Genomic DNA, 20,207 nt, shown 5'->3' on the forward strand with positions numbered 1-20,207 from the left:
GTCGACAGGCGGGTTCAGTTGCTGTGCCACTGGCCGGGCATCCGTGAGGCCCTCGGTCAGGTGCCGACGTAGGTCGCGAGGTGCTCGCCGGTGAGGGTGGAGCGGGCGGCGACGAGGTCGGTGGGGGTGCCCTCGAAGACGATTCGGCCGCCGTCGTGGCCGGCGCCGGGGCCGAGGTCGATGATCCAGTCGGCGTGCGCCATGACCGCCTGGTGGTGCTCGATGACAATGACCGACTTGCCGGCGTCGACGAGCCGGTCGAGCAGGCCGAGCAGCTGCTCGACGTCGGCGAGGTGGAGGCCGGTGGTCGGCTCGTCGAGGACGTAGACGCCGCCCTTCTCGGCCATGTGGGTGGCCAGCTTGAGCCGCTGCCGCTCGCCGCCGGACAGCGTGGTGAGCGGCTGACCGAGGGTGAGGTAGCCGAGCCCGACGTCGGCGAGCCGGTCGAGGATGCGGTGCGCGGCAGGCGTGCGCGCCTCGCCGGCGCCGAAGAACTCCTCGGCTTCGGCCACGGACATCGCGAGCACCTCGCTGATGTCGCGGCCGCCGAGGTGATAGTCCAGTACGGATGCCTCGAAACGCTTACCCTCGCACTCCTCGCAGGTGGTGGCGACACCGGCCATCATCGCCAGGTCGGTGTAGATGACGCCGGCGCCGTTGCAGGTGGGGCAGGCGCCCTCGGAGTTGGCGCTGAACAGCGCCGGCTTCACGCCGTTGGCCTTCGCGAACGCCTTGCGGATCGGGTCGAGCAGTCCGGTGTACGTCGCCGGGTTGCTCCGTCGCGACCCCTTGATCGCTCCTTGGTCGACCGAGACGACATCCGCCCCGGCGGCCCCTGAACTTTTGACCAGCGATCCGTGGATCAGCGAGCTCTTGCCGGAGCCGGCGACGCCGGTGACGACACAGAGCACCCCGAGCGGGATGTCGACGTCGACGTCCCGCAGGTTGTGTGTCGTCGCGCCGCGGATCTCCAGCGTGCCGGTGGGCTTCCGCACCGTCTCCTTGAGGGCGGCCCGGTCGTCGAAATGGCGGCCGGTGATGGTGCCGCCGGCCCGCAGCCCCTCGACGGTGCCCTCGAAGCAGACGGTGCCGCCCGCCGTACCGGCGCCGGGGCCGAGGTCGACGACGTGGTCGGCTATCGCGATCGTCTCCGGCTTGTGCTCCACGACGAGCACGGTGTTGCCCTTGTCCCGCAGCCGCAGCAGCAGGTCGTTCATCCGCTGGATGTCGTGGGGGTGCAGGCCGATGGTGGGCTCGTCGAACACGTAGGTCGTGTCGGTGAGCGAGGAGCCGAGGTGGCGGATCATCTTGACGCGCTGCGCCTCGCCGCCCGACAGCGTGCCCGACGGCCTCTCGAGCGAGAGGTAGCCGAGACCGATCTCCACGAACGAGTCGAGGGTCCCCAGGAGCGCGGCGAGCAACGGCGCCACCGACGGCTCGTCGAGGCCGCGGACCCATTCGGCCAGGTCGCTGATCTGCATCGCGCAGGCGTCGGCGATGCTGATCCCCTTGATCTTCGACGACCGGGCCGCCTCGCTGAGCCGGGTGCCGTCGCACTCGGGGCAGGAGGTGAAGGTGACCGCCCGGTCCACGAACGCCCGGATGTGCGGCTGCATCGCCTCCCGGTCCTTGGAGAGGAACGACTTCTGGATCTTGGGGATCAGCCCCTCGTAGGTGAGGTTGACGCCCTCGACCTTCACCTTGGTCGGCTCCCGGTAGAGGAAGTCCTGCATCTCCTTCTTGGTGAACTTGCGGATCGGCTTGTTCGGGTCGAGGAGGCCCGACTCGGCGTAGACGCGCACGGTCCAAAAGCTGTCCGACTTCCAGCCGGGGATGGTGAACGCGCCCTCGGCGATCGACTTGGAGTCGTCGTAGAGCTGGGTGAGGTCGATGTCGGAGACCGTGCCCCGGCCCTCGCAGCGCGTGCACATGCCGCCGGTGCGGGTGAAGGTCACCTTCTCCGTCCGGGTCTTGTCGGCGCCGCGGTCGACCGTGAACCCACCGCTCGCCCGTACTGAGGCGACGTTGAAGGAGAACGCGCTGGGCGGGCCGATGTGCGGCTTCCCGAGCCGGCTGAAGAGGATGCGCAGCATCGCGTTGGCGTCGGTGGCGGTGCCGACCGTGGAGCGGGGGTCGGCACCCAACCGCTGCTGGTCGACGATGATCGCGGTCGTCAGCCCTTCGAGTACGTCGACCTCGGGCCGCGCCAGCGTGGGCATGAAGCCCTGCACGAAGGCGCTGTAGGTCTCGTTGATCAGCCGCTGCGACTCCGCGGCGATCGTGTTGAACACCAGCGAGCTCTTGCCCGAGCCGGAGACGCCGGTGAACACCGTCAGCCGGCGCTTCGGGATCTCGATGCTGACGTCCTTGAGGTTGTTCACGCGCGCGCCGTGCACGCGGATCAGATCGTGGCTGTCGGCAACGTGCAGTGCAGGCGACTGCGTGTCCGTCCTCGTGGCCATGCTCATCGTGTCTCCATCTGTTGGGCGGACCGCCTGCGCGGTCTCCGTCGGCGTCGCCAGGCTCGATCTAACCAAGCTTCGAGCAGTACGTCTGGTTCTCGTTCGATTCGGCCCGTAGAGCCTCTGGGCCCCGGCCACGCGGCGTGCCCGCCGAGGCGTCAGACCAACCAGCGGCCGTCGCGGTCGAAGCCGGTCCGCGCGGCGAACCGGTCACCTGCTGCTGCGGCAGCGCGTCGATCTCGAGGACCTCGGTCGTGGGTCTGCGGTCACGCTAGATGCGGCTCGGGCGCCGGCGCTTCTCGATTCCTGATCGGTCTGCTCACCTGTTGTCCGTTCCCAATGGATCTGAATTGATGAGATGCCTTTGAGCTAGTCCGTGGCGGCGGGTTCCGACAGGACGCCCGGACGCGTACCGGGGACGGCCGGCTGTCGTTCCTCGCGCCTGCCCAGCGCCGCGAGGGTCAGGGTCACGGTGACCGATCCGACCGCCAGCACCGTCATCGCCGCGGCCGGGGAGGTCAGTTGGGCCACCGTGCCCGCCAGGGCCGCGCTGACGCCCTGCAGGGTGGACATACCGACGAAGTGCAGGCCGAGGGCTTGGCCCGCGAGGTCGTCGGGAGTGAGGGACATCAGGCGTTCCTGCAGGACCAGGCTCGCGCCGAAGCCGACGGAGGCGACGGCGGTGGCCACGGCCGACAGCGCCACTCCCGGCCGTAGGACGAAGAACAGGTACGGCGTCGCCAGCAGCAGGCGCAGCGGGACCGCGAGACGGGGGCGCAACGCGGGCGGTACCAGGCGGCCCACCGTCACGTCGCCCACGAACATGCCCAGCGCCCCGCACGCGAACAGCGTCCCGGCCGCCCCGGGGTCGTAGGAGACGAAGAGCGAATCGCAGCCGACCACCAGGCCGTTGGGGATCCACAGGCCCAGGTACGTCAGGCGGTGGGGGCGCGAGGACCACAGGAGGGCGTTGGTGCGCCAGGTCGCCGAGACCGACGGGCGGCCGGATGAGCGCGGTGGGCGGGCCGTGAGGCCCAGGCGGGTGCCGAGGGCCGACATCACGTACAGCGCCGCCGCCAGGAGCAGGCACGTCCTCGGGGTCAGGAGCGCCAGCAGCGCGCCACCCGTCGCGAAACCGGCCACCTGCATCAGGCCCCAGAGCATGTTGAACACGGAACGGCCCAGGACATAGCCGTCTTTCGACAGGATTTCGTTCAACAGCCCTGCGCGCACTCCCCCGCCCAGGGACGCGATCAGGCCCTGCGCCAGTACGACCGCGAAGACCGCCCCGACCGGCAGGCCGGGCAGCGCCAGCACCGCCGTACCGGCCGCGAAGGCGAGGGCGAGGCCGGAAAGGATCGCGCGCGGGGGCAGGCGGTCGGCGCCCGAGAGCAGGAACGTGGCTCCCAGCAACTGCGCCAGCTGCGGGCCGAACATGCTCACCGCCGACAGGAGCGGGGAGCCGGTGGCCCGGAAGACCAGCGTGCCGAGGGCCAGGCCGCCGATCGTCTGGGCTGCGGCGTAGGCGGCGAAGGAGAGCAGGAACGGGGTGAACTCCGGGGTGCGGAACAGGGTTCGGTAGCTGCGCATGCGTCGGAGTCTCGGAGCGGCCCGGGGGCCGTGTTTACTGTTTCGCCGACACGCGAAAGGTCGTACGCATGGGCTTGTGGCAGATCGACACCGACACCCTCGCCCGCAGCCGGTTCGTGCTCTCGCCGTTCGCCGAGACCTTCGCGAGCCTGAAACTGCTGCACGCGGGGATCGGCGCCCATCCGGGCGAGGAGGCCTGGCTGCGCGCGCACCTGCAGGGCTACCGCGCGCGCCTCGCGGCCGACCCGGTGACCGCGCCGCTCGTGCGGGGGGCACTCGGCACGTCCTGGATCGCCGACTTCTTCTGCCCCACCTCGTGCGTCGGGGAGAGCTTCGAGCAGACCGTGGCCCGGGTGCGGGCGGCCGGAGCCGGGGAGGCGCGCGCCAACCTCCGCGTGTCCCTCCGGGGCCCGCTCCCCGCCGCCCTGGAGCGGGACGACCTGCCCGAGCGGGCGACCGCGCTCCTGACGTACGTCTGGGAGGAGACCGTACGGCCGTACTGGGAGCGTCGGCGGCGCGTCCTGGAGGCCGACGTGGTCGCGCGGACCGCGCGGGTGAGCCAGGGCGGCTGGGCGGCCGTGCTGGACTCGCTGCGGCCGGGGACGCGGTGGCTCGGGGAGAGCCGGTTCCAGGTCAACCTGAACGCGTATCCGCCGCGGGAGATCGCCGCCGGGGCCGAGCTGCTGTTCATGCCGGTGACGCCGAGGACCGGGTGGGTGTCGTGGGAGGGACGTGAGCGGTACGCCGTCGTCTACCCGTGTCTCGGGGTGCTCGCCGAGGACCACGACCGGCGGCCCGTCCCGGCCGGGCTCGGGGCGCTCATCGGGACTGCGCGGGCCGGATTGCTGGTGCTGCTCGGGACTCCCATGAGTACGACCCAGCTGGTCGCCGTGACCGGGCAGGGGCTGGGGTCGGTGGGGCGGCATCTGCGGGTGCTGCTGGACGCGGGGCTGGTGGAGCGGCGGCGGGCCGGGCGGTCGGTGCTGTACGTGCGGACGGCGGCCGGGGAGGTGCTCGTGAAGGCGTCGGGGGCCGGTAGCGGTGACCGGGAGCCGGAACCGGGGATCCACTAGCCAGGTCCGACCGGCGAAAGGGCGCAGGCTGATATGCCCGACGATGACGGTGGATCCTCCGTGCTCGGTCATTCCCAGGGACAGGGGGTCGATGAGCTCCCAGGCGGCCAGGACGGGGATGAGCGTGCTGGCGATCACGAGTTTCTTGGTGATCACCTGGCGGGCAGCCGGAGCGAGGCGAGGAGCCGCGACGGCGGCCCCGAGCTTGGCGGCAGGACAGGTGTCCCGCAAATGCGACACCTATCGTGCTCAGTCTCAGGACGGCATCCCAGTGGCGTGGCGCACTTTTGCAAGCGGGTGCTTGCAATTGTTAGCGGAGGTGCGGCATGGTGGGGGCATGGCATCGCTCAACGTCGGCAACCTTGGTGAGTATCTGCGGGAACAGCGGCGCAACGCGCAGCTGTCACTGCGGCAGCTCGCCGACGCCGCCGGGGTGTCCAATCCGTATCTGAGCCAGATCGAGCGCGGGCTGCGCAAGCCGAGCGCGGAGGTGTTGCAGCAGGTCGCCAAGGCGCTGCGGATCTCCGCCGAGACGCTGTACGTGCGGGCCGGCATCCTCGACGCCGAGCGGGACCGGGACGAGGTGGAGACGCGCGCCGTCATCCTCGCCGATCCCACGCTGAACGAGCGGCAGAAGCAGGTGCTGCTCCAGATCTACGAGTCCTTCCGCAAGGAGAACGGATTCGAGATCACCCAGGCGAGCGAGAACGCGCACGGCACCGAGGCGCATGACACCGAGGCGCCCGGCACCGACGTACGCACGGCTCAGGACATACCGGATGCCGAGCACCCGAAGGACACCGCCGCCCCCGGCCCCCGCACGGCCGACGGCAGCGATGCCGATCCGCAGCAGACCGCCAGTTGACCAGCACCGCCGTAAAAACCGCAGACCACGCGGTCACACCGCGGATCACCAAAACCCTCAGCTGAAAGCGAATACGGGAGGACCATCGCCATGGCCATCACCGACGACATCCGCAAGGCCGCCACGGACCCGACCCCGCTGTACTTCCTCGCCGGCACCGCCGACCTGGCCGTTCAGCAGGCCAAGAAGGTCCCCGGCATCGTGGACCAGATCCGCGCCGAGGCCCCGGCCCGCATCGAGACCGTCAAGAACATCGACCCGAACGCCGTCCAGGAGAAGGCCACCGCCCGCGCCAAGGAGGCGCAGGAGACCCTCCAGGCCAAGGTCACGGAGTTCATCAGCACCCTCGACGCGGACATCAAGAAGCTCGGCACCACCCTCGACACCGACCTGAAGAAGCTCGGTGAGTCCGCTCAGGACCTCGCCCTGCGCGGTGTCGGCGTCGCGGCCGAGTACGCCGTCAAGGCCCGGGAGGCGTACGAGAAGGTCGCCGAGCACGGCGAGCAGACCGTGAAGACCTGGCGCGGCGAGGCCGCCGACGAGATCGAGGAGCTGGCCGCGGCCGTCGAGCCGAAGGCCGAGCCGGTCGAGGTCAAGGACGAGGAGAAGCCGGCCGCGGCCGCCGCCGAGTCCACTCCGGCCAAGAAGGCCGCGGCCAAGAAGGCCCCGGTCCGCAAGACCACCGCCAAGAAGACGACTCCGCCGGCCAAGTGAGCCGCTGAGTCACCCGTAGGGCAAGCAGTGCGGACGGGCCGGGCACTCTCGGAGTTCCCGGCCCGTTCTCCGGGTACGGTGGCCGTAGAGAAACGATTCGACCCAGGCGGTGGGCATTGTGCTGATGACGGCATTCGGCGGCTTCATGTGGCTGATCTTCACTGCCATGCTGGTGCTCGCCGTGGTGGCACTCGTGATGGCCGCGGTGGCCCGCGAGGACGCGTATCGCGCCGCCGACAAGCAGAACAAGATGTTCTGGCTGATCATCCTCGGCGTCACGGTGGCCGTGAACCTCCTGGTGCCGATGCTCTTCCTGCAGATCGCGGGCCTGATCGCGACGATCGTCTTCTTCGTCGACGTCCGCCCCGCCCTCCGCCAGGTCTCCGGCGGCGGCCGCGGCCGCCGCGGCGGAAGCAGCAGCGACGGCCCGTACGGCCCCTACAACGGCGGACGGTAAGCCCGCGGTCGTACGGCTCCTGCCACGCAGCCCGCAGCGGTACGGCTCCTGCAGCGGTGGCCAGTAAGCCCGCTGTCGTACGAGAAGCAGTCGTCGTACGAGAAGCAGGGGGCGTACGGCGCTTACGGCGTCCTGTCCAGCAACAGCACCGCCACGTCGTCCGCCAGCTCCCCGCCGGCGAGTTCGCGTACCTCGTTCACCGCGGCGCGCAGCAACTCCTCGCCCTGGAGGCCCTGGGCGAGCTGGCGGCGGACCATGTCCACCATGCCGTCCTGGCCCAGCCGCTCCTTGCCCTTGCCGATGTGGCCCTCGATCAGACCGTCGGTGTAGAGCATCAGGCTCCAGGCGGCGCCCAGTTCCACCTGCATACGAGGCCAGCGGGCGTGCGGCAGCAGGCCGAGCGCGGGGCCGTTGTTCTCGTACGGCAGCAGTTCGGCGGGCCGGCCCGGGCGGGCGACCAGCGGCGACGGGTGGCCGGCCAGGCAGAGCCCGGCGCGGCGGCCGTCCGGTGCGATGTCCACGGTGCAGACAGTCGCGAAGATCTCTTCGCTCTCGCGCTCGTGCTCCAGGACCTGCTGGAGCGTCGAGAGCAGTTCGTCGCCGCACAGGCCCGCGAGCGTCAGCGCCCGCCAGGCGATGCGCAGCTCCACGCCGAGCGCCGCCTCGTCGGGCCCGTGCCCGCAGACGTCGCCGATCATCGCGTGCACGGTGCCGTCGGGCGTACGGACGGTGTCGTAGAAGTCGCCGCCGAGCAGCGCGCGGGAGCGCCCCGGGCGGTAGCGCGCGGCGAACCGCAGTGGGGAGCCCTCCAGGAGCGGGGTGGGCAGCAGGCCGCGCTCCAGGCGCGCGTTCTCCTGGGCGCGGAGCTTCGACTCGGTCAGCCGTCGTTCGGCCTTGTCGGAACGTTTCCGCTCCACCGCGTACCGGATCGCGCGGCTCAGCAGCCGGCCGTCCAACTCGTCGCGGAAGAGATAGTCCTGGGCGCCGACGCGCACCGCCTCGGCGCCGCGCTCCGCGTCCCCGGACGCGGTGAGCGCGAGGACCGCATGCCGGGGCGCGAGCCGCAGCACGTGCTTGAGCGTGGCGAGCTCGTCCTCGCTGTCACCGGCCCGGCCCGGCGCGGACAGCGCGAGGTCGAGCAGGATGCAGTGGACGTCGTCGGTCAGCAGCCGCTCGGCCTCGGTGAGGTTGCGGGCGGTACGGATACGGATCGGCTTGCCGGCCGCGTCCAGCATTTCGGGCACGCTGAGCGAACCGGCCGGGTCGTCCTCGATGACCAGCAGCATCAGGTTGGTGGTGCTGTCGACAGGGGTCGTGGCGGCACGGGGTGCCGGTACTGCCCCGGCCGGGCCGCCGGTCGCTTCGCCGGATGGGCCGCCGGGTGAGAACGCGGCTTGAGCCTGACCACTTTCCACGGCCGGGATCGCTCTCTGCCGCGGTACGGGTACGGGCATCGTCTGGGTTCCTTCCCTCCCCCCGAGGGCGTGGTGGGGCGAAGGACCTCGACCCACCGACCGGGACCATAGCGTCAGCCGGTGCCGCAACGGAATGGTGTACGGCACGGCGTCCGGCACCCGGCCACCGTCATATGCCGCATCTTGTACCGCACTTGGACAGGATGCGGTTCCCTCCGGGATGACGAACGTCACGTCCCCGGGGTTGAGCGGGGAGGGCAACCGTGCGGTATGTCACGTTGGGCAGGTCACGTGGGGCAGGTCACATGGGGTGCGCCGGCCGAGGGCCCGCGCGCGGGGATCACGCGTCCGGTCGGACAACTGCCAGGATCGGCATGGACCCCGCACCCGTGATCGTCACCGTCCGCCCGGGCCGCGGCGCGTGCACGACCGCGCCGTCGCCTATGTACATCCCGACATGGCTGGCGTCGTCGAAGTAGATGATCAGGTCGCCGGGGCGCATGTCCTTGATGTCGATGCGGGTGAGCTGCTTCCACTGCTCCTGCGAGGTGCGGGGAATGCCGTGTCCGGCGGACGCCCAGGCCTGTGAGGTCAGCCCCGAGCAGTCGTACGACCCCGGGCCCTCGGCGCCCCATTCGTACGGTTTGCCGATCTGGTCGGTCGCGTACTTCACGGCCTTCTTGCCCTGCTCGGACGCCTTGCTGTTGATCTCCGCGAGGACGCCGGAGCTCAGCCACGCCGACTGCGCCCGGTAGGCGGCCTCCTCCTCCAGCTTGGCGAGCCGCTCCTTCTCCTCCTTCTCCAGCTGGGACTCCAGCTTCTCGGCGTCCGCGACCCGCTGCTTGATCTTCTTCTTGGCCTCGGCCTTGGCCTTGCGGTTGGCCTCCAGCTTCTTCCACTGGGCGGAGGCGTCCTTCGCGTACTGCTCCAAGTCCTGCTGGGTGCGCGTCATCTCGGCGAGCAGCCCCTTGGTCGCGTGCTCGCCCTGCCGTACGCGCCCCGCGCCGTCCAGGAACTCCTGCGGGTCCTCGCTCAGCCACAGCCGCGCCTCGGGCGGCAGCCCGCCGCCCCGGTACTGCGCACGGGCCGCGGCGCCCGCGCGGTCCTTCAACTTGTCCAGCTTCTCCTGGCCCTTGACGATCTCGCGGGCCAGCTCGACGATCTCGGCGGACTGCTTCTGGGCCTTCTCCTCCGCCGCGTTGTACTCGTCCGTGGCCACCGCCGCCGCGTGGTAGAGCTTGTCGAGCTTCTTGCGGACCTCTTCAAGGTCCTTGTTGCTCACGGGCGTTGGTGTCGCCGTGGGGGTTGCGGTGGGCGTCCGGGGCGGTGTCGGTGTCGGACTCGCGTACGCCACGCCCGGTGTTGCGAGCACCGCGCAGGCACATGCGCAGGCCAGGGCCATGGCCGTCGTGGTCAGGCTCCGCTTGCCGGATCCCATTACTCCGCCCCCCAACTGATTTACCGTCAGTAACTTACGGACGCCTGGGGGATCGTGCCATGTCGGCGCGCAATGCGACAGAGGTGGGCAAGAACTCCCCTTGCTCCGGCCCGACTCCCCGCCCCTCTCCCTCCCGCTCCCGTCCCACTCCCACGAGACGATCTCCCCGCCTGTGTGACGAACCAGTCAGGGAGATCGTTCCCCGCAGGTCAGAAGCCTTGGCCGACCGGGATCACGCGCGGGGCGCCAACGCCTCCCAGCGCACCGTGACTTCGCCCTGCCGCCAGCGCGTGACGCCGTCCGTCACCGGCCAGTCGGCCGTCAGATCGCGGACCGCGCGTATCCAGCGCTGTCGGGCGCCGTACGAGGCGTAGGGCGCGGCGGCCGCCCAGGCGCGGTCGAAGTCGCGCAGGAAGGCGTGCACGGGCTCGCCCGGGACATTGCGGTGGATGAGGGCCTTCGGCAGGCGCTCCGCGAGGTCGGACGGGCGGTCCAGGGAGCCGAGGCGGGTGGCGAACGTCACCGTGCGGGGGCCCTCCGGGCCGAGGGCGACCCAGACGTGGCGGCGGCCGATCTCGTCGCAGGTGCCCTCGACGAGCAGGCCGCCGCGGGAGCCGGGGGCGGCCGGGGCCAGGCGTGCGCACAGGCGCTGCCAGACCGCGGGGACCTGGTCCTCGTCGTATTGGCGCAGCACGTTGGCCGCGCGGATGAGTGCCGGGGTGCCCTGCGTCGGCACCTCGAATCCGCCGTGCCGGAAGGTGAGGCCGTCGCGCTCGTACGGGCGGGCGGCCGCGACTCGCGCGGGTTCGATCTCGACGCCCACCACGCGCGTGCGTGGAGCGGCCGTGCGCAGGCGCGTCAGCAGCTCCATCGCCGTCCAGGGGGCCGCCCCGTAGCCGAGGTCGACCGCCACGGGGTCGGCGGCGCGGCGCAGTTCGGCGCCGTGCGTCGCCGCGATCCAGCGGTCCATGCGGCGCAGGCGGTTGGGGTTCGTGGTCCCGCGCGTCACCGCTCCCACGGGGCGGGAGGCTGCGCGGGCTGTCATACGTACGAGGGTATGCGCCCTCGCGGGGGGACCCTGCGCTGATGCCGGCGTGGAGTTTTTCGCCCCCTCCGCCCCGCGCCCCTGCAGGGGCGCGGGGAACTGCGCGACAAGCCCCCACCGGTCCGCGCCCAAAAGACGACCCAGGGGGTCTGGGGGGCGAAGCCCCCCCAGGTACGGGAATGGGCAGGGGCGGAGGGGGCGAAATAAACCCACCCCCGCACCGCGAGGCCCCCCACGCACCCCACCCTCGAACGGTTGAGCGAACCACGGCAATGATTAGGCAAAGAGGAAATGGAGCGGCCAGCTCCGGCGTTCCCCCTTGGAGGGTGCTCCGCGCCCTCCGACCGGCATGCCCGCAGCAAGGAGGAAACGCCACGTGAGCCAGTACGTCAGCAGGCTCGGGCGTCGCTCCCCGACGGCGTCCGCACGGCTCAGGCTGCACCGCAGGCCCCGTCGCGTAGCGATGCTCTCCGTGCACACCTCACCGCTGCACCAGCCCGGCACGGGCGACGCGGGCGGCATGAACGTGTACATCGTCGAGCTCGCCCAACGCCTCGCCGCGATCAACATCGAGGTCGAGATCTTCACGCGGGCCACCACGGCCACCCTCCCGCCCACCGTCGAGCTGGCCCCCGGCGTCCTCGTCCGGCACGTCGACGCGGGCCCCTACGAAGGCCTCGCCAAGGAAGACCTGCCCGCCCAGCTGTGCGCCTTCACGCACGGCGTCATGCAGGCCTGGGCCGGCCACCGCCCCGGCTACTACGACCTCGTCCACTCGCACTACTGGCTCTCCGGCCACGTCGGCTGGCTCGCCGCCGAGCGCTGGGGCGCGCCCCTGGTGCACGCGATGCACACCATGGCCAAGGTCAAGAACGCCGCGCTCGCCGAGGGCGACACCCCCGAGCCCGCCGCCCGCGTCATCGGCGAAACCCAGATCGTGCGCGCCGCCGACCGCCTCATCGCGAACACCGCGGAGGAGGCCGACGAGCTCGTACGCCACTACGAGGCCGACCCCGGCAAGGTCGCCGTCGTCCACCCGGGCGTCAACCTCGACCGCTTCCGCCCGGCCGACGGCCGCGCCGCCGCGCGTGCCCGTCTCGGGCTCCCGCAGGACGCCCTGATCCCGCTCTTCGCGGGCCGCATACAGCCCCTGAAGGCCCCCGACGTCCTGCTGCGCGCGGTCGCCGTCCTCCTCGACCAGCGCCCCGAACTGCGCGGCAACATCGTCGTCCCTGTAGTGGGCGGTCCCAGCGGCAGCGGTCTCGCCAAACCCGAAGGGCTGCAGAAGCTCGCCGCGCGGCTCGGCATCGCCGACGTCGTGCGTTTCCGGCCGCCCGTCGGGCAGGAGCAGCTCGCGGACTGGTTCCGGGCGGCGTCGGTGCTGGTCATGCCGTCGTACAGCGAGTCCTTCGGGCTGGTCGCCATCGAGGCGCAGGCGGCCGGTACGCCGGTGCTCGCGGCCGAGGTCGGCGGGCTGCCCGTGGCCGTGCGCCACCAGGAGACCGGCTTCCTCGTCCCCGGGCACCATCCCGTGGACTACGCGCGCGTGCTGCGCGATTTCGCGGACGACGCGGAGCTGTCCGCCCGGATGGGCGCGGCCGCCGCGCGCCACGCGGAGTGCTTCGGCTGGGACACCGCGGCCGCGGCCACAGCGGACGTGTACACGGCGGCGATGCAGGCGCACCGGCGTCGCGTACGCTCCCACCATGGCTGATGTACAGCAGGCGGCGCAGGTCATCGAGGGGGTCCTGAAGGACGCCGAACTCGAATGGGAGAGCCCCGAGCCGGGCAACTACGTGGTGAAACTTCCCGGCACCCGGAAGCTGTCGACGACCGTCTCACTGCTCGTCGGCAGGCACTCCCTGTCGCTGAACGCGTTCGTGATCCGCCACCCCGACGAGAACCAGGAAGCGGTCCACCGCTGGCTCCTGGAGCGCAACCTCAAGCTCTACGGCGTCAGTTACGCGGTCGACTCCCTCGGGGACGTGTACCTGGTCGGCAAGCTGCCGCTCGCCGCGGTCACGCCGGAGGAGATCGACCGGCTGCTCGGCTCGGTCCTGGAAGCCGCCGACGGCTCCTTCAACACCCTCCTTGAGCTCGGTTTCGCCTCCGCGATCCGTAAGGAGTACGCCTGGCGGGTGTCCCGCGGCGAGTCGACCCGCAACCTGGACGCGTTCACCCACCTGACTCAGCGTCCCGCCAACTGACGTCTCCCGCGCCCTAATTAGGCGCTGCACGACCCCTTCCCCGCCTGGGGTCCCCGTGGCATGCTCACCGCCGACGCAGATCTGAACGTCGTTCACATTCATGAAATGCGAACGAGGGAAGGCGGACGGGTATGAGTACGGGCATCACCAGACGGCGCCTGCTCGGCAGCGCCACAGCAGTGGCGGCCGTCGCCGTGACCGGCGGAACGGCGACGGCCGCCGCACGGCCCGAGACGTCGACGGCCGCCGCATCCCCCGCACAAGCTGAGGCATCCCCCGCACAGCAGGGCCAAGTCCCCGTACAACAGGGCCAAGTCCCCGACCTCTGGCACGAGTTCACCCGTACCCCCTTCACCCATCCGCAGATCCCGTACGTCGGCAGGTCCGGCCGCGGTGGCGAGGCGGCGCGCTTCCCCCGCCGCCCCGTCGTGGCCGACGTCCGCGACTACGGAGCCGTCGCGGACGACGGCATGACGGACTGCGCCCCCGCGATCAACCGCGCCATCGCCGCTGCCGGAAGGGCCGGCGGTGGCACGGTTCACCTCCCGCCCGGCACGTACCGCATCGACGACCTGATCCGTATCGGGCACTCGAACGTCGTCCTGCGCGGCGCCGGAAGCGACCGTACGAAGCTGTACGCGACCAAGAACCTCACCGAGCTGATCGGCGTCTACGGATCCCGTTACGGCGGCGACAAGTCGTCCTGGTCCTGGGCGGGCGGGCTCATCTGGCTCTGCCCGACGGACCGTTTCACGACGCTGACGACCGCCATCAAGGCGAAGGCGTGGCCCTTCGAGGGCTGGACCGGCAACAAGCGCGACGAGTGGCAGACACTGACGACGGTCGAGCCCGCGCGCCGGGGCTCCTGGACGGTGCGGGTCGCGGACGCCTCACGCCTCAGGCCGGGCAGCCTGGTCCTGCTCCGCCTCGCCGACGACGCCGGCCACACGCTCCTGGAGCACATGGCGGGCGGCGGCCCGGGCCCCGAGGCGTACTACTGGGACGACAAGACGAAACTGACGTCGTACGTCCCCTATGAGTGGCCCGTGCGCATCGCGCGCGTGCGGGGTGAAAAGGTCACCTTCGAGAGGCCGCTCCCGTTGGACGTCCGCCCGGAGTGGGACCCGCGCCTGACCACCCACGTACCGGAGCTGACCGGCGCGGGCGTCGAGGGCCTCACCCTGGAAGCGATGGAGACCCCCCAGTCCCCGCACCTCCTCGACAAGGGCTACAACGGGGTCGTGTTCCAGTGCGCGTACGACTGCTGGGCCGACGACATCGTCGTACGCCATGTGGACAACGGATTCGGCCTCGTCGCGGCCTCCGCCTGCACCCTGCGCCGTACGCGCGTGGCGGGCCGCGGCTCGCACCACCCGTACTTCTGCCGCGAGGGCTCGCACGACAACCTCATCGAGGACTTCACGATCGAGCAGCGCACGGTGCCGGCCCCCGCCGGAACCCAACTCCACGGCATCAACGTCGAGGGCCTGTCCTCCTACAACGTCTGGTCGCGCGGCGACATGCGGATGGGCACGTTCGACTCGCACCGCGGCATGCCCTTCGCGAACGTCCGCACCGACATCACGGTCGACAACAACGGCCGGCACGGCGGAGACGCCAGCGCCGGACCCCTCTTCGGCGCCCGCTTCACCCACTGGAACATCCGCGTCACCAACGCCCGCGCCGGCCTGATGAAGATCGACGGCCTCGCCCCCTACAGCGCCACGGTCGGCATCAACGAGGTCACCGAGTTCGATCAGATCGACGTACCCGACTTCACCGGAGACCTGCACTCCCGCCTGGAGCTGTACGGGACCACGGACGTCGTACGCCCGCGCAATCTGTACGACGCTCAGCGCGAGCTGGCGCGGTAGCGCCCGGGGGACACCCCCACCAACCGCTTGAAGTGGCGGGTGAGATGGGACTGGTCGTAGAAGCCGGTCGCGGCGGCGACGTCACCCGGCGGCCGCCCGTCGAGCAGCAGACGGCGGGCGCGGTCGACGCGGCGGGACATCAGGTACTGGTGCGGGGCGATGCCATACGCACCGCTGAACGCCCGTACGAGGTGGGCGGGATGGGCGTGCACGAGCCGCGCGGCCTCGTCCAGGGCGATGCCTTCGACGAGCCGTTCGTCGAGGAGTTCGCGCAGCCGGTGCGCGAGCGGCCGGTCGGGCCACGGCTCCTCGACGAGCCGCGGCCGCAGCTGCCCGCGCAGCCGCTCGGCGATCAGCGTCAGCCTGCTCTCGGCCTCCAGCTCGTCCCCGGGGTGCGCGAGCGCCGTGTGCAACTGCCCGACGCGGCGCCGCAGTACGGGGTCCACCAGGTCGGGCCCGTCCACCGCGGGCCCGATGAAGCTCTCGTCGAGCCGGCTCAGATCGAGATACAGGACCCGCTTGCGAAAGCCGTCCTCGGTGGCCGGCGAACCGTTGTGCGGCACATGCGGCGGCAGCAGCGACACCGTGTCGTGCGGGGTGCCGTGCTCATGCCGGTCGAGGTCGTACCGTACGGCGCCGTCGTCGACGATCAGCAGCGTCCACGCCTCGTGTACGTGCATGGGGTACGCGTACTCGGTGTAGTGCGCGTGGAAGACCTCGACGACGCCCGGAACGCGCGGGCGCCAGGCGGAGATACGCCGCTGAGGGGCCATGCAAAGAACGTACAAGACGAGGGCGTACGGCGTCGGACAGTCTCGGTCCATGAGTGAGCAACCCATCCGCTTCGACACCAAGATCGCCGTACTACTGCGGGAGGACCTGGAGCCCTGGCAACGACTTAATGTGACCGCCTTTCTGGTGAGTGGCCTGGGTACGGCGATTCCCGAGGTGATCGGCGAGCCGTACGAGGACGCGGACGGGGTGGCGTACCTGCCGATGTTCCGCCAGCCGGTGCTGATCTTCGAGGGCACCAAGGAGACCCTGACCGCGGCCCACACGCGCGTGCTGTCCCGGGCCCTGCCGAGGGCCGTCTTCACGTCCGACCTCTTCGCCACCGGCAACGACCGCGACAACCGGGCGGCCGTACGAGCCGTACCGACCGAGGAGCTGGACCTGGTGGGGCTCGCGGTGTACGGGCCGCGGAACGCGGTGGACAAGGTGTTGAAGGGGGCGCGGATGCATCCCTGAGGCAGGGGTGCTTCTGGCTGCACGGCCCGTCGGAGTGGTCGGTGTCAGACCGCTCCGACCTCGGTCTTCTCAGTCTTCTCGGGCTCCGCGGAGACGGATGCCAGAGCGGTAGGGGCCGTCTCCTCCTCGGGCAGCCGCCGCATCAGCACCCCGTAGCCGAGCCCCGCCGCCGTGCCGACCACCGCGCACAGCCCCCACAGCCACTCCGCGCCGAAGCGGTCGATGACCAGGCCGGACATGAGGGGTGCGATGAGTGCGGCGAGGGACCAGGACAGGGTGTACATGCCCTGGTAGCGGCCGCGGCCGTGCAGAGGGGAGAGGCGGACGACCAGGCCCGTCTGGGTGGGCGCGTTGACGATCTCGGCGAGCGTCCACACGCAGACGGTGAGGGCGAAGACGCCGACCGACCCGGCGAAGGCGGTGAGCCCGAAGCCGTAACCGGCGAGCAGCGACGAGATGACCAGCAGCCGCCGCGCATCCCGGTGCTCGATGAAACGGGTGACCGGGATCTGGAGCGCGACGATGAGGACGCCGTTGACGGCGACCGCCATGCCGTAGTCGGCCGGGGTGAAGCCCGCCTCGCCCATCGCGACCGGCAGGCCGACGGATCCCTGCTGGAAGACGAGGGCGACGAGGAAGGACAGCCCGACGACGCTCATGAAGCGGCCGTCGCGCAGGACGGTGCCGAGGCCGACTTCGGGTTCGGAGGCGGCCTTGGCCGTGGGGGCGGGCCTGGACTCCGGCAGCTTCGCGAAGACGACGAGCGCGCAGACGAGGGTCATGCCGGCCTCGATGAGGAAGCCCGCGAGGTAGCTGAACTCGGCGATGAAACCGGCCGCCATGGAGGAGACGGCGAAGCCGAGGTTGATGGCCCAGTAGTTGAGAGAGAACGCGCGGACGCGGTCCTCGGGCCGGACGATGTCGGCCATCATCGCCTGCACTGCGGGCCGGGACGCGTTCGACGCCATACCCACCAGGAAGGCCGCGGCCGCGATCGCGACCGGATGGTGCATGAAGCCGAGCAGGGCGACGGAGGCGGCCGTCGACAACTGCGCGATGAGCAGGGTGGGCCGCCGCCCGAGCCGGTCGGTCATCACGCCGCCGCCGAGCGAGGAGACGACCCCGCCGAGGCCGTGCAAGGACGCCACGAGACCGGCGTACGAGGCGGAGTACCCGCGATCGAGCGTGAGGTACAAAGCCATGAAAGTAGCGACAAAAGCCCCAAGTCGGTTGACCAGGGTGCTGGTCCACAGCCACCAGAACTCACGGGGGAGCCCGGAGACGGTCTCTCGGGCGGCACGTCTCAGGACGGCGAGCGACATCAGGGATCCCCCACGGAAGTAAGCGGCACAGGCGGTGAGCACAACTTACGAGTCAGGGGTTCCCGGGAGCCACTCAATTAACAGATGCCGTCAACTGTCCGGCCTCTGGGCAGGGGAGCCAGGGGACGAAGGCTTCCATTACGCTCGGACGTATGGCCGACGCACCGTACAAGCTGATCCTCCTCCGCCACGGCGAGAGCGAATGGAACGCGAAGAACCTGTTCACCGGTTGGGTGGACGTCAACCTCAACGAGAAGGGCGAGAAGGAGGCAGTCCGCGGCGGTGAGCTGCTCAAGGACGCCGGCCTGCTGCCCGACGTGGTCCACACCTCGCTCCAGAAGCGCGCGATCCGCACCGCGCAGCTCGCCCTCGAGGCCGCCGACCGCCACTGGATCCCGGTCCACCGCTCCTGGCGGCTGAACGAGCGCCACTACGGCGCCCTCCAGGGCAAGGACAAGGCGCAGACCCTCGCCGAGTTCGGCGAGGAGCAGTTCATGCTGTGGCGCCGCTCGTACGACACCCCGCCGCCGCCGCTCGAGGACGGCACGGAGTTCTCGCAGAGCGACGACCCCCGTTACGCGTCGATCCCGCCGGAGCTGCGCCCCCGCACGGAGTGCCTGAAGGACGTCGTCGTCCGCATGCTCCCGTACTGGTACGACGGCATCGTCCCCGACCTCCTGGCCGGCCGCACGGTCCTGGTCGCGGCCCACGGCAACTCGCTGCGCGCCCTGGTCAAGCACCTCGACGGCATCTCCGACGCCGACATCGCGGGCCTGAACATCCCGACGGGCATCCCGCTGTCGTACGAACTCGACGCCGACTTCAAGCCCCTCAACCCCGGCGGCACCTACCTCGACCCGGAGGCCGCGGCGGCCGCCATCGAGGCGGTCAAGAACCAGGGCAAGAAGAAGTAACCAGAGCCGATCAAGCCCCCTACCTGCGGGTTCTCCGTGGGTAGGGGGCTTATTGCTGTGCTGGGGCCGTCTCTGGGCCGCTAAACCGCTGTGGCTGGGGTGGTTGGCTCCACGACTTTGAGTTGGGCGGCATACGTGAAGAGCCGGGCCAACGATCAGATGATCCGATCGGGGCGGCCTGCCATCACCTCTCATGGCCACAGTGATCTTGACCGTCGGGCTGGCGTTCATCGGCTACCTGGCGACCTATCTCAACGGGCTGCGACTGGCGCAGAAGCAGGCCCGACTGACGCGGGTCAACGTCCAGCTGAGCGACGTCTACCTCAGGTTCGAATCCTGCCGGGGGTGCCAGCGCAAAGGCCCCGGACCTATCAAGGTCTGGGGCTTTGTGGCATCAAGGTCTGACACGCCTTCAGCCGGCGGCCTTGGCGATGATGCGATCCATCTCCTCTCGGCCAAAGGCCCGCAGGGTCGTGGTACGGACGTTGCCCACCCCGCCGAGCTGCAGGAGCGCAGCGGTGGCGGTTTCGTCGTCGGGCGCCTCAACCACGGCCACGAGGTCGTACGAACCGACGGTCCAGTAGATGTTCAGAAGCTTCGCCCCGAGCTTCTGTGCCGCTGAGGCGAAGGCCTCGGCACGCTTCGCGGTGTCCTTGTAGTTTCGGATCCCTTGATCGGTCCAGTTCAGCAAGGTGACATACGTCGGCATGGTCTTTCACCTTCATGAGGGAACACGTCGCGAGGACAATCCTCGGCATAGTGGCCGAAGCATGCACAAGGTGTGCACCCGAATGGGCAACATGAGCGATCACAAGTGGTTGATCACGGTGGTTGACCGGCTCCGGCGCTCAGCGGCAACAGGCTCAGCGGCAAAAGAGGGAGCCCCGCACCCGCGGCCTTCCCGCGGGTGTGGGGCTCTCGTCGGCGGGCGGCCGTACCGCCGCTGCGCGGGCAGCCGTCAGATGGACAAGGGCACCGGATGGACCTCGTCCGCCGGGTGGCCGGAGCGTTCGTGGATGCGTCGGACCGCGTCGGCCGAGGGTGCCTCGGAGAGGCAGTACACGATGCCGGAGTCCGGGTCCGCCCAGGCCCGCTCGAAGTGCACGCCCTCGTCCTTCTCTATGGCGAGGTCGGCCTTGTGTGCCTGCATCAGTTGGTCGGCCGTGATGCCCGCCATTCCGTGGTGGACGTCCATGAACTGCGTCATGATCTCCCCACCTCCTTACCCGTAGCCTCGCCTGTCTCGTCTCTTCCATGCTGCGCCCGTACGGCGGTGGGGGCGACCCGCGGAGTGGCCCGCGTACGGAGAAGGGCCCCGTCACCAAGACGGGGCCCTTCTCCGTACGCGCGTTCGCGATCAGCCGCACTGGCAAGGATTGCCGGACTGGCAGCCGCACCCGCAGCCGGAGCCGCAGCCGCAGGCGCCGAACAAGGGGAGGCTTTTGATCTCGGTGGGCTGCTCGGTGGCGCGGTCCTGCGTGGGGTCGGGTGTGCTGGGGGATTCGGCCATGGGTCCCTCCTTCAGGCGCGAAGGTGTGCGAGGCACACTGCACCGCACAGCTCCTGTCGCCCATTTCATGCCC

Annotated in this window: 19 protein-coding genes; 9 read left to right on the plus strand and 10 right to left on the minus strand. The window is 70.4% G+C overall.

Annotation, left to right across the window (positions count from 1 at the left end; translation table 11 throughout):
- Positions 1–56: 56 nt before the first annotated feature.
- Together ACFY0T_RS44910 and ACFY0T_RS44915 are read right to left on the minus strand one after the other, a co-directional pair.
- Positions 57–2,468 carry an ATP-binding cassette domain-containing protein gene (locus tag ACFY0T_RS44910; protein ID WP_388884327.1) on the minus strand — a complete coding sequence of 804 codons (2,412 nt, stop codon included), beginning with the start codon at positions 2,466–2,468 and terminating at the stop codon, positions 57–59.
- A 363-nt stretch (positions 2,469–2,831) separates the two neighbouring features.
- Positions 2,832–4,052: an MFS transporter gene (locus ACFY0T_RS44915; protein ID WP_388884328.1), complete on the minus strand. Its 1,221-nt coding sequence runs from the start codon at positions 4,050–4,052 to the stop codon at positions 2,832–2,834.
- A gap of 68 nt (positions 4,053–4,120) precedes the next feature.
- Here ACFY0T_RS44915 and ACFY0T_RS44920 point away from each other — a divergent pair, with 68 nt between their 5' ends.
- From ACFY0T_RS44920 to ACFY0T_RS44935, 4 genes are all read left to right on the plus strand, one after another.
- Positions 4,121–5,125, plus strand: a complete 1,005-nt coding sequence (locus tag ACFY0T_RS44920; RefSeq protein WP_388884329.1) for an ArsR/SmtB family transcription factor — start codon at positions 4,121–4,123, stop codon at positions 5,123–5,125.
- A 337-nt stretch (positions 5,126–5,462) separates the two neighbouring features.
- Positions 5,463–5,990 carry a helix-turn-helix domain-containing protein gene (locus ACFY0T_RS44925; RefSeq protein ID WP_388884330.1) on the plus strand — a complete coding sequence of 176 codons (528 nt, stop codon included), beginning with the start codon at positions 5,463–5,465 and terminating at the stop codon, positions 5,988–5,990.
- A gap of 90 nt (positions 5,991–6,080) precedes the next feature.
- Positions 6,081–6,704 (plus strand): hypothetical protein, encoded by a 624-nt coding sequence (locus ACFY0T_RS44930; protein WP_388884331.1) that lies wholly within the window; start codon positions 6,081–6,083, stop codon positions 6,702–6,704.
- A 124-nt stretch (positions 6,705–6,828) separates the two neighbouring features.
- Positions 6,829–7,161, plus strand: coding sequence for a DUF2516 family protein (locus tag ACFY0T_RS44935; RefSeq protein WP_388884332.1), 333 nt, complete (start codon positions 6,829–6,831; stop codon positions 7,159–7,161).
- 122 nt (positions 7,162–7,283) lie between these two features.
- Here the strand turns inward: ACFY0T_RS44935 and ACFY0T_RS44940 are convergent, their stop codons facing one another.
- The 3 genes from ACFY0T_RS44940 to ACFY0T_RS44950 form a co-directional block, all read right to left on the minus strand.
- A complete protein-coding gene (locus tag ACFY0T_RS44940; RefSeq protein ID WP_388884333.1) occupies positions 7,284–8,615 on the minus strand; it encodes a PP2C family protein-serine/threonine phosphatase in 1,332 nt (443 codons plus the stop codon).
- Positions 8,616–8,916: 301 nt separating this feature from the next.
- Positions 8,917–10,014 carry an NlpC/P60 family protein gene (locus tag ACFY0T_RS44945; protein ID WP_388884334.1) on the minus strand — a complete coding sequence of 366 codons (1,098 nt, stop codon included), beginning with the start codon at positions 10,012–10,014 and terminating at the stop codon, positions 8,917–8,919.
- A gap of 232 nt (positions 10,015–10,246) precedes the next feature.
- On the minus strand, positions 10,247–11,059 hold the full coding sequence (locus tag ACFY0T_RS44950) for a class I SAM-dependent methyltransferase (RefSeq protein ID WP_388884335.1): 813 nt from the start codon (positions 11,057–11,059) through the stop codon (positions 10,247–10,249).
- Positions 11,060–11,435: 376 nt separating this feature from the next.
- Between ACFY0T_RS44950 and mshA the strand changes: the two genes are divergently transcribed.
- The 3 genes from mshA to ACFY0T_RS44965 all read left to right on the plus strand — a co-directional run bounded on the left by mshA (position 11,436) and on the right by ACFY0T_RS44965 (position 15,140).
- Positions 11,436–12,773, plus strand: a complete 1,338-nt coding sequence (mshA, locus tag ACFY0T_RS44955) for a D-inositol-3-phosphate glycosyltransferase (RefSeq protein ID WP_388884336.1) — start codon at positions 11,436–11,438, stop codon at positions 12,771–12,773.
- Positions 12,766–13,266, plus strand: a complete 501-nt coding sequence (locus ACFY0T_RS44960; RefSeq protein ID WP_388884337.1) for a YbjN domain-containing protein — start codon at positions 12,766–12,768, stop codon at positions 13,264–13,266. Before mshA ends, ACFY0T_RS44960 begins: the two co-directional genes overlap by 8 nt.
- Before the next feature lie 131 nt (positions 13,267–13,397).
- Positions 13,398–15,140, plus strand: a complete 1,743-nt coding sequence (locus tag ACFY0T_RS44965) for a glycosyl hydrolase family 28-related protein (protein ID WP_388884338.1) — start codon at positions 13,398–13,400, stop codon at positions 15,138–15,140.
- Here the strand turns inward: ACFY0T_RS44965 and ACFY0T_RS44970 are convergent.
- The gene (locus tag ACFY0T_RS44970) at positions 15,119–15,913 is read right to left on the minus strand and encodes an AraC family transcriptional regulator (protein WP_388884339.1); all 795 of its coding nucleotides are present in this window, start codon (positions 15,911–15,913) and stop codon (positions 15,119–15,121) included. The two genes, ACFY0T_RS44965 and ACFY0T_RS44970, sit on opposite strands and share 22 nt — an antisense overlap.
- 49 nt (positions 15,914–15,962) lie before the next feature.
- Here ACFY0T_RS44970 and ACFY0T_RS44975 point away from each other — a divergent pair, with 49 nt between their 5' ends.
- Positions 15,963–16,388, plus strand: coding sequence for a DUF2000 family protein (locus ACFY0T_RS44975; RefSeq protein ID WP_388884340.1), 426 nt, complete (start codon positions 15,963–15,965; stop codon positions 16,386–16,388).
- Between the two features lie 44 nt (positions 16,389–16,432).
- On the opposite strand, the gene ACFY0T_RS44980 is transcribed toward ACFY0T_RS44975, so the two are convergent.
- Positions 16,433–17,710: an MDR family MFS transporter gene (locus ACFY0T_RS44980; RefSeq protein ID WP_388884341.1), complete on the minus strand. Its 1,278-nt coding sequence runs from the start codon at positions 17,708–17,710 to the stop codon at positions 16,433–16,435.
- A gap of 152 nt (positions 17,711–17,862) precedes the next feature.
- Between ACFY0T_RS44980 and ACFY0T_RS44985 the strand changes: the two genes are divergently transcribed.
- Positions 17,863–18,624 (plus strand): phosphoglyceromutase, encoded by a 762-nt coding sequence (locus ACFY0T_RS44985; protein WP_388884342.1) that lies wholly within the window; start codon positions 17,863–17,865, stop codon positions 18,622–18,624.
- A 412-nt stretch (positions 18,625–19,036) separates the two neighbouring features.
- Here the strand turns inward: ACFY0T_RS44985 and ACFY0T_RS44990 are convergent, their stop codons facing one another.
- The 3 genes from ACFY0T_RS44990 to ACFY0T_RS45000 all read right to left on the minus strand — a co-directional run bounded on the left by ACFY0T_RS44990 (position 19,037) and on the right by ACFY0T_RS45000 (position 20,134).
- Positions 19,037–19,333, minus strand: coding sequence for a GYD domain-containing protein (locus tag ACFY0T_RS44990; protein ID WP_388884343.1), 297 nt, complete (start codon positions 19,331–19,333; stop codon positions 19,037–19,039).
- 249 nt (positions 19,334–19,582) lie between these two features.
- Entirely contained in the window at positions 19,583–19,831 is a 249-nt protein-coding gene (locus ACFY0T_RS44995; RefSeq protein WP_388884344.1) for an SCO4226 family nickel-binding protein, read from the minus strand.
- Positions 19,832–19,981: 150 nt separating this feature from the next.
- Positions 19,982–20,134: a hypothetical protein gene (locus ACFY0T_RS45000; protein ID WP_388884345.1), complete on the minus strand. Its 153-nt coding sequence runs from the start codon at positions 20,132–20,134 to the stop codon at positions 19,982–19,984.
- Between the last annotated feature and the right edge of the window lie 73 nt (positions 20,135–20,207).

It is taken from the genome of Streptomyces sp. NPDC001530 (assembly GCF_042894545.1).
GTDB lineage: Bacteria > Actinomycetota > Actinomycetes > Streptomycetales > Streptomycetaceae > Streptomyces.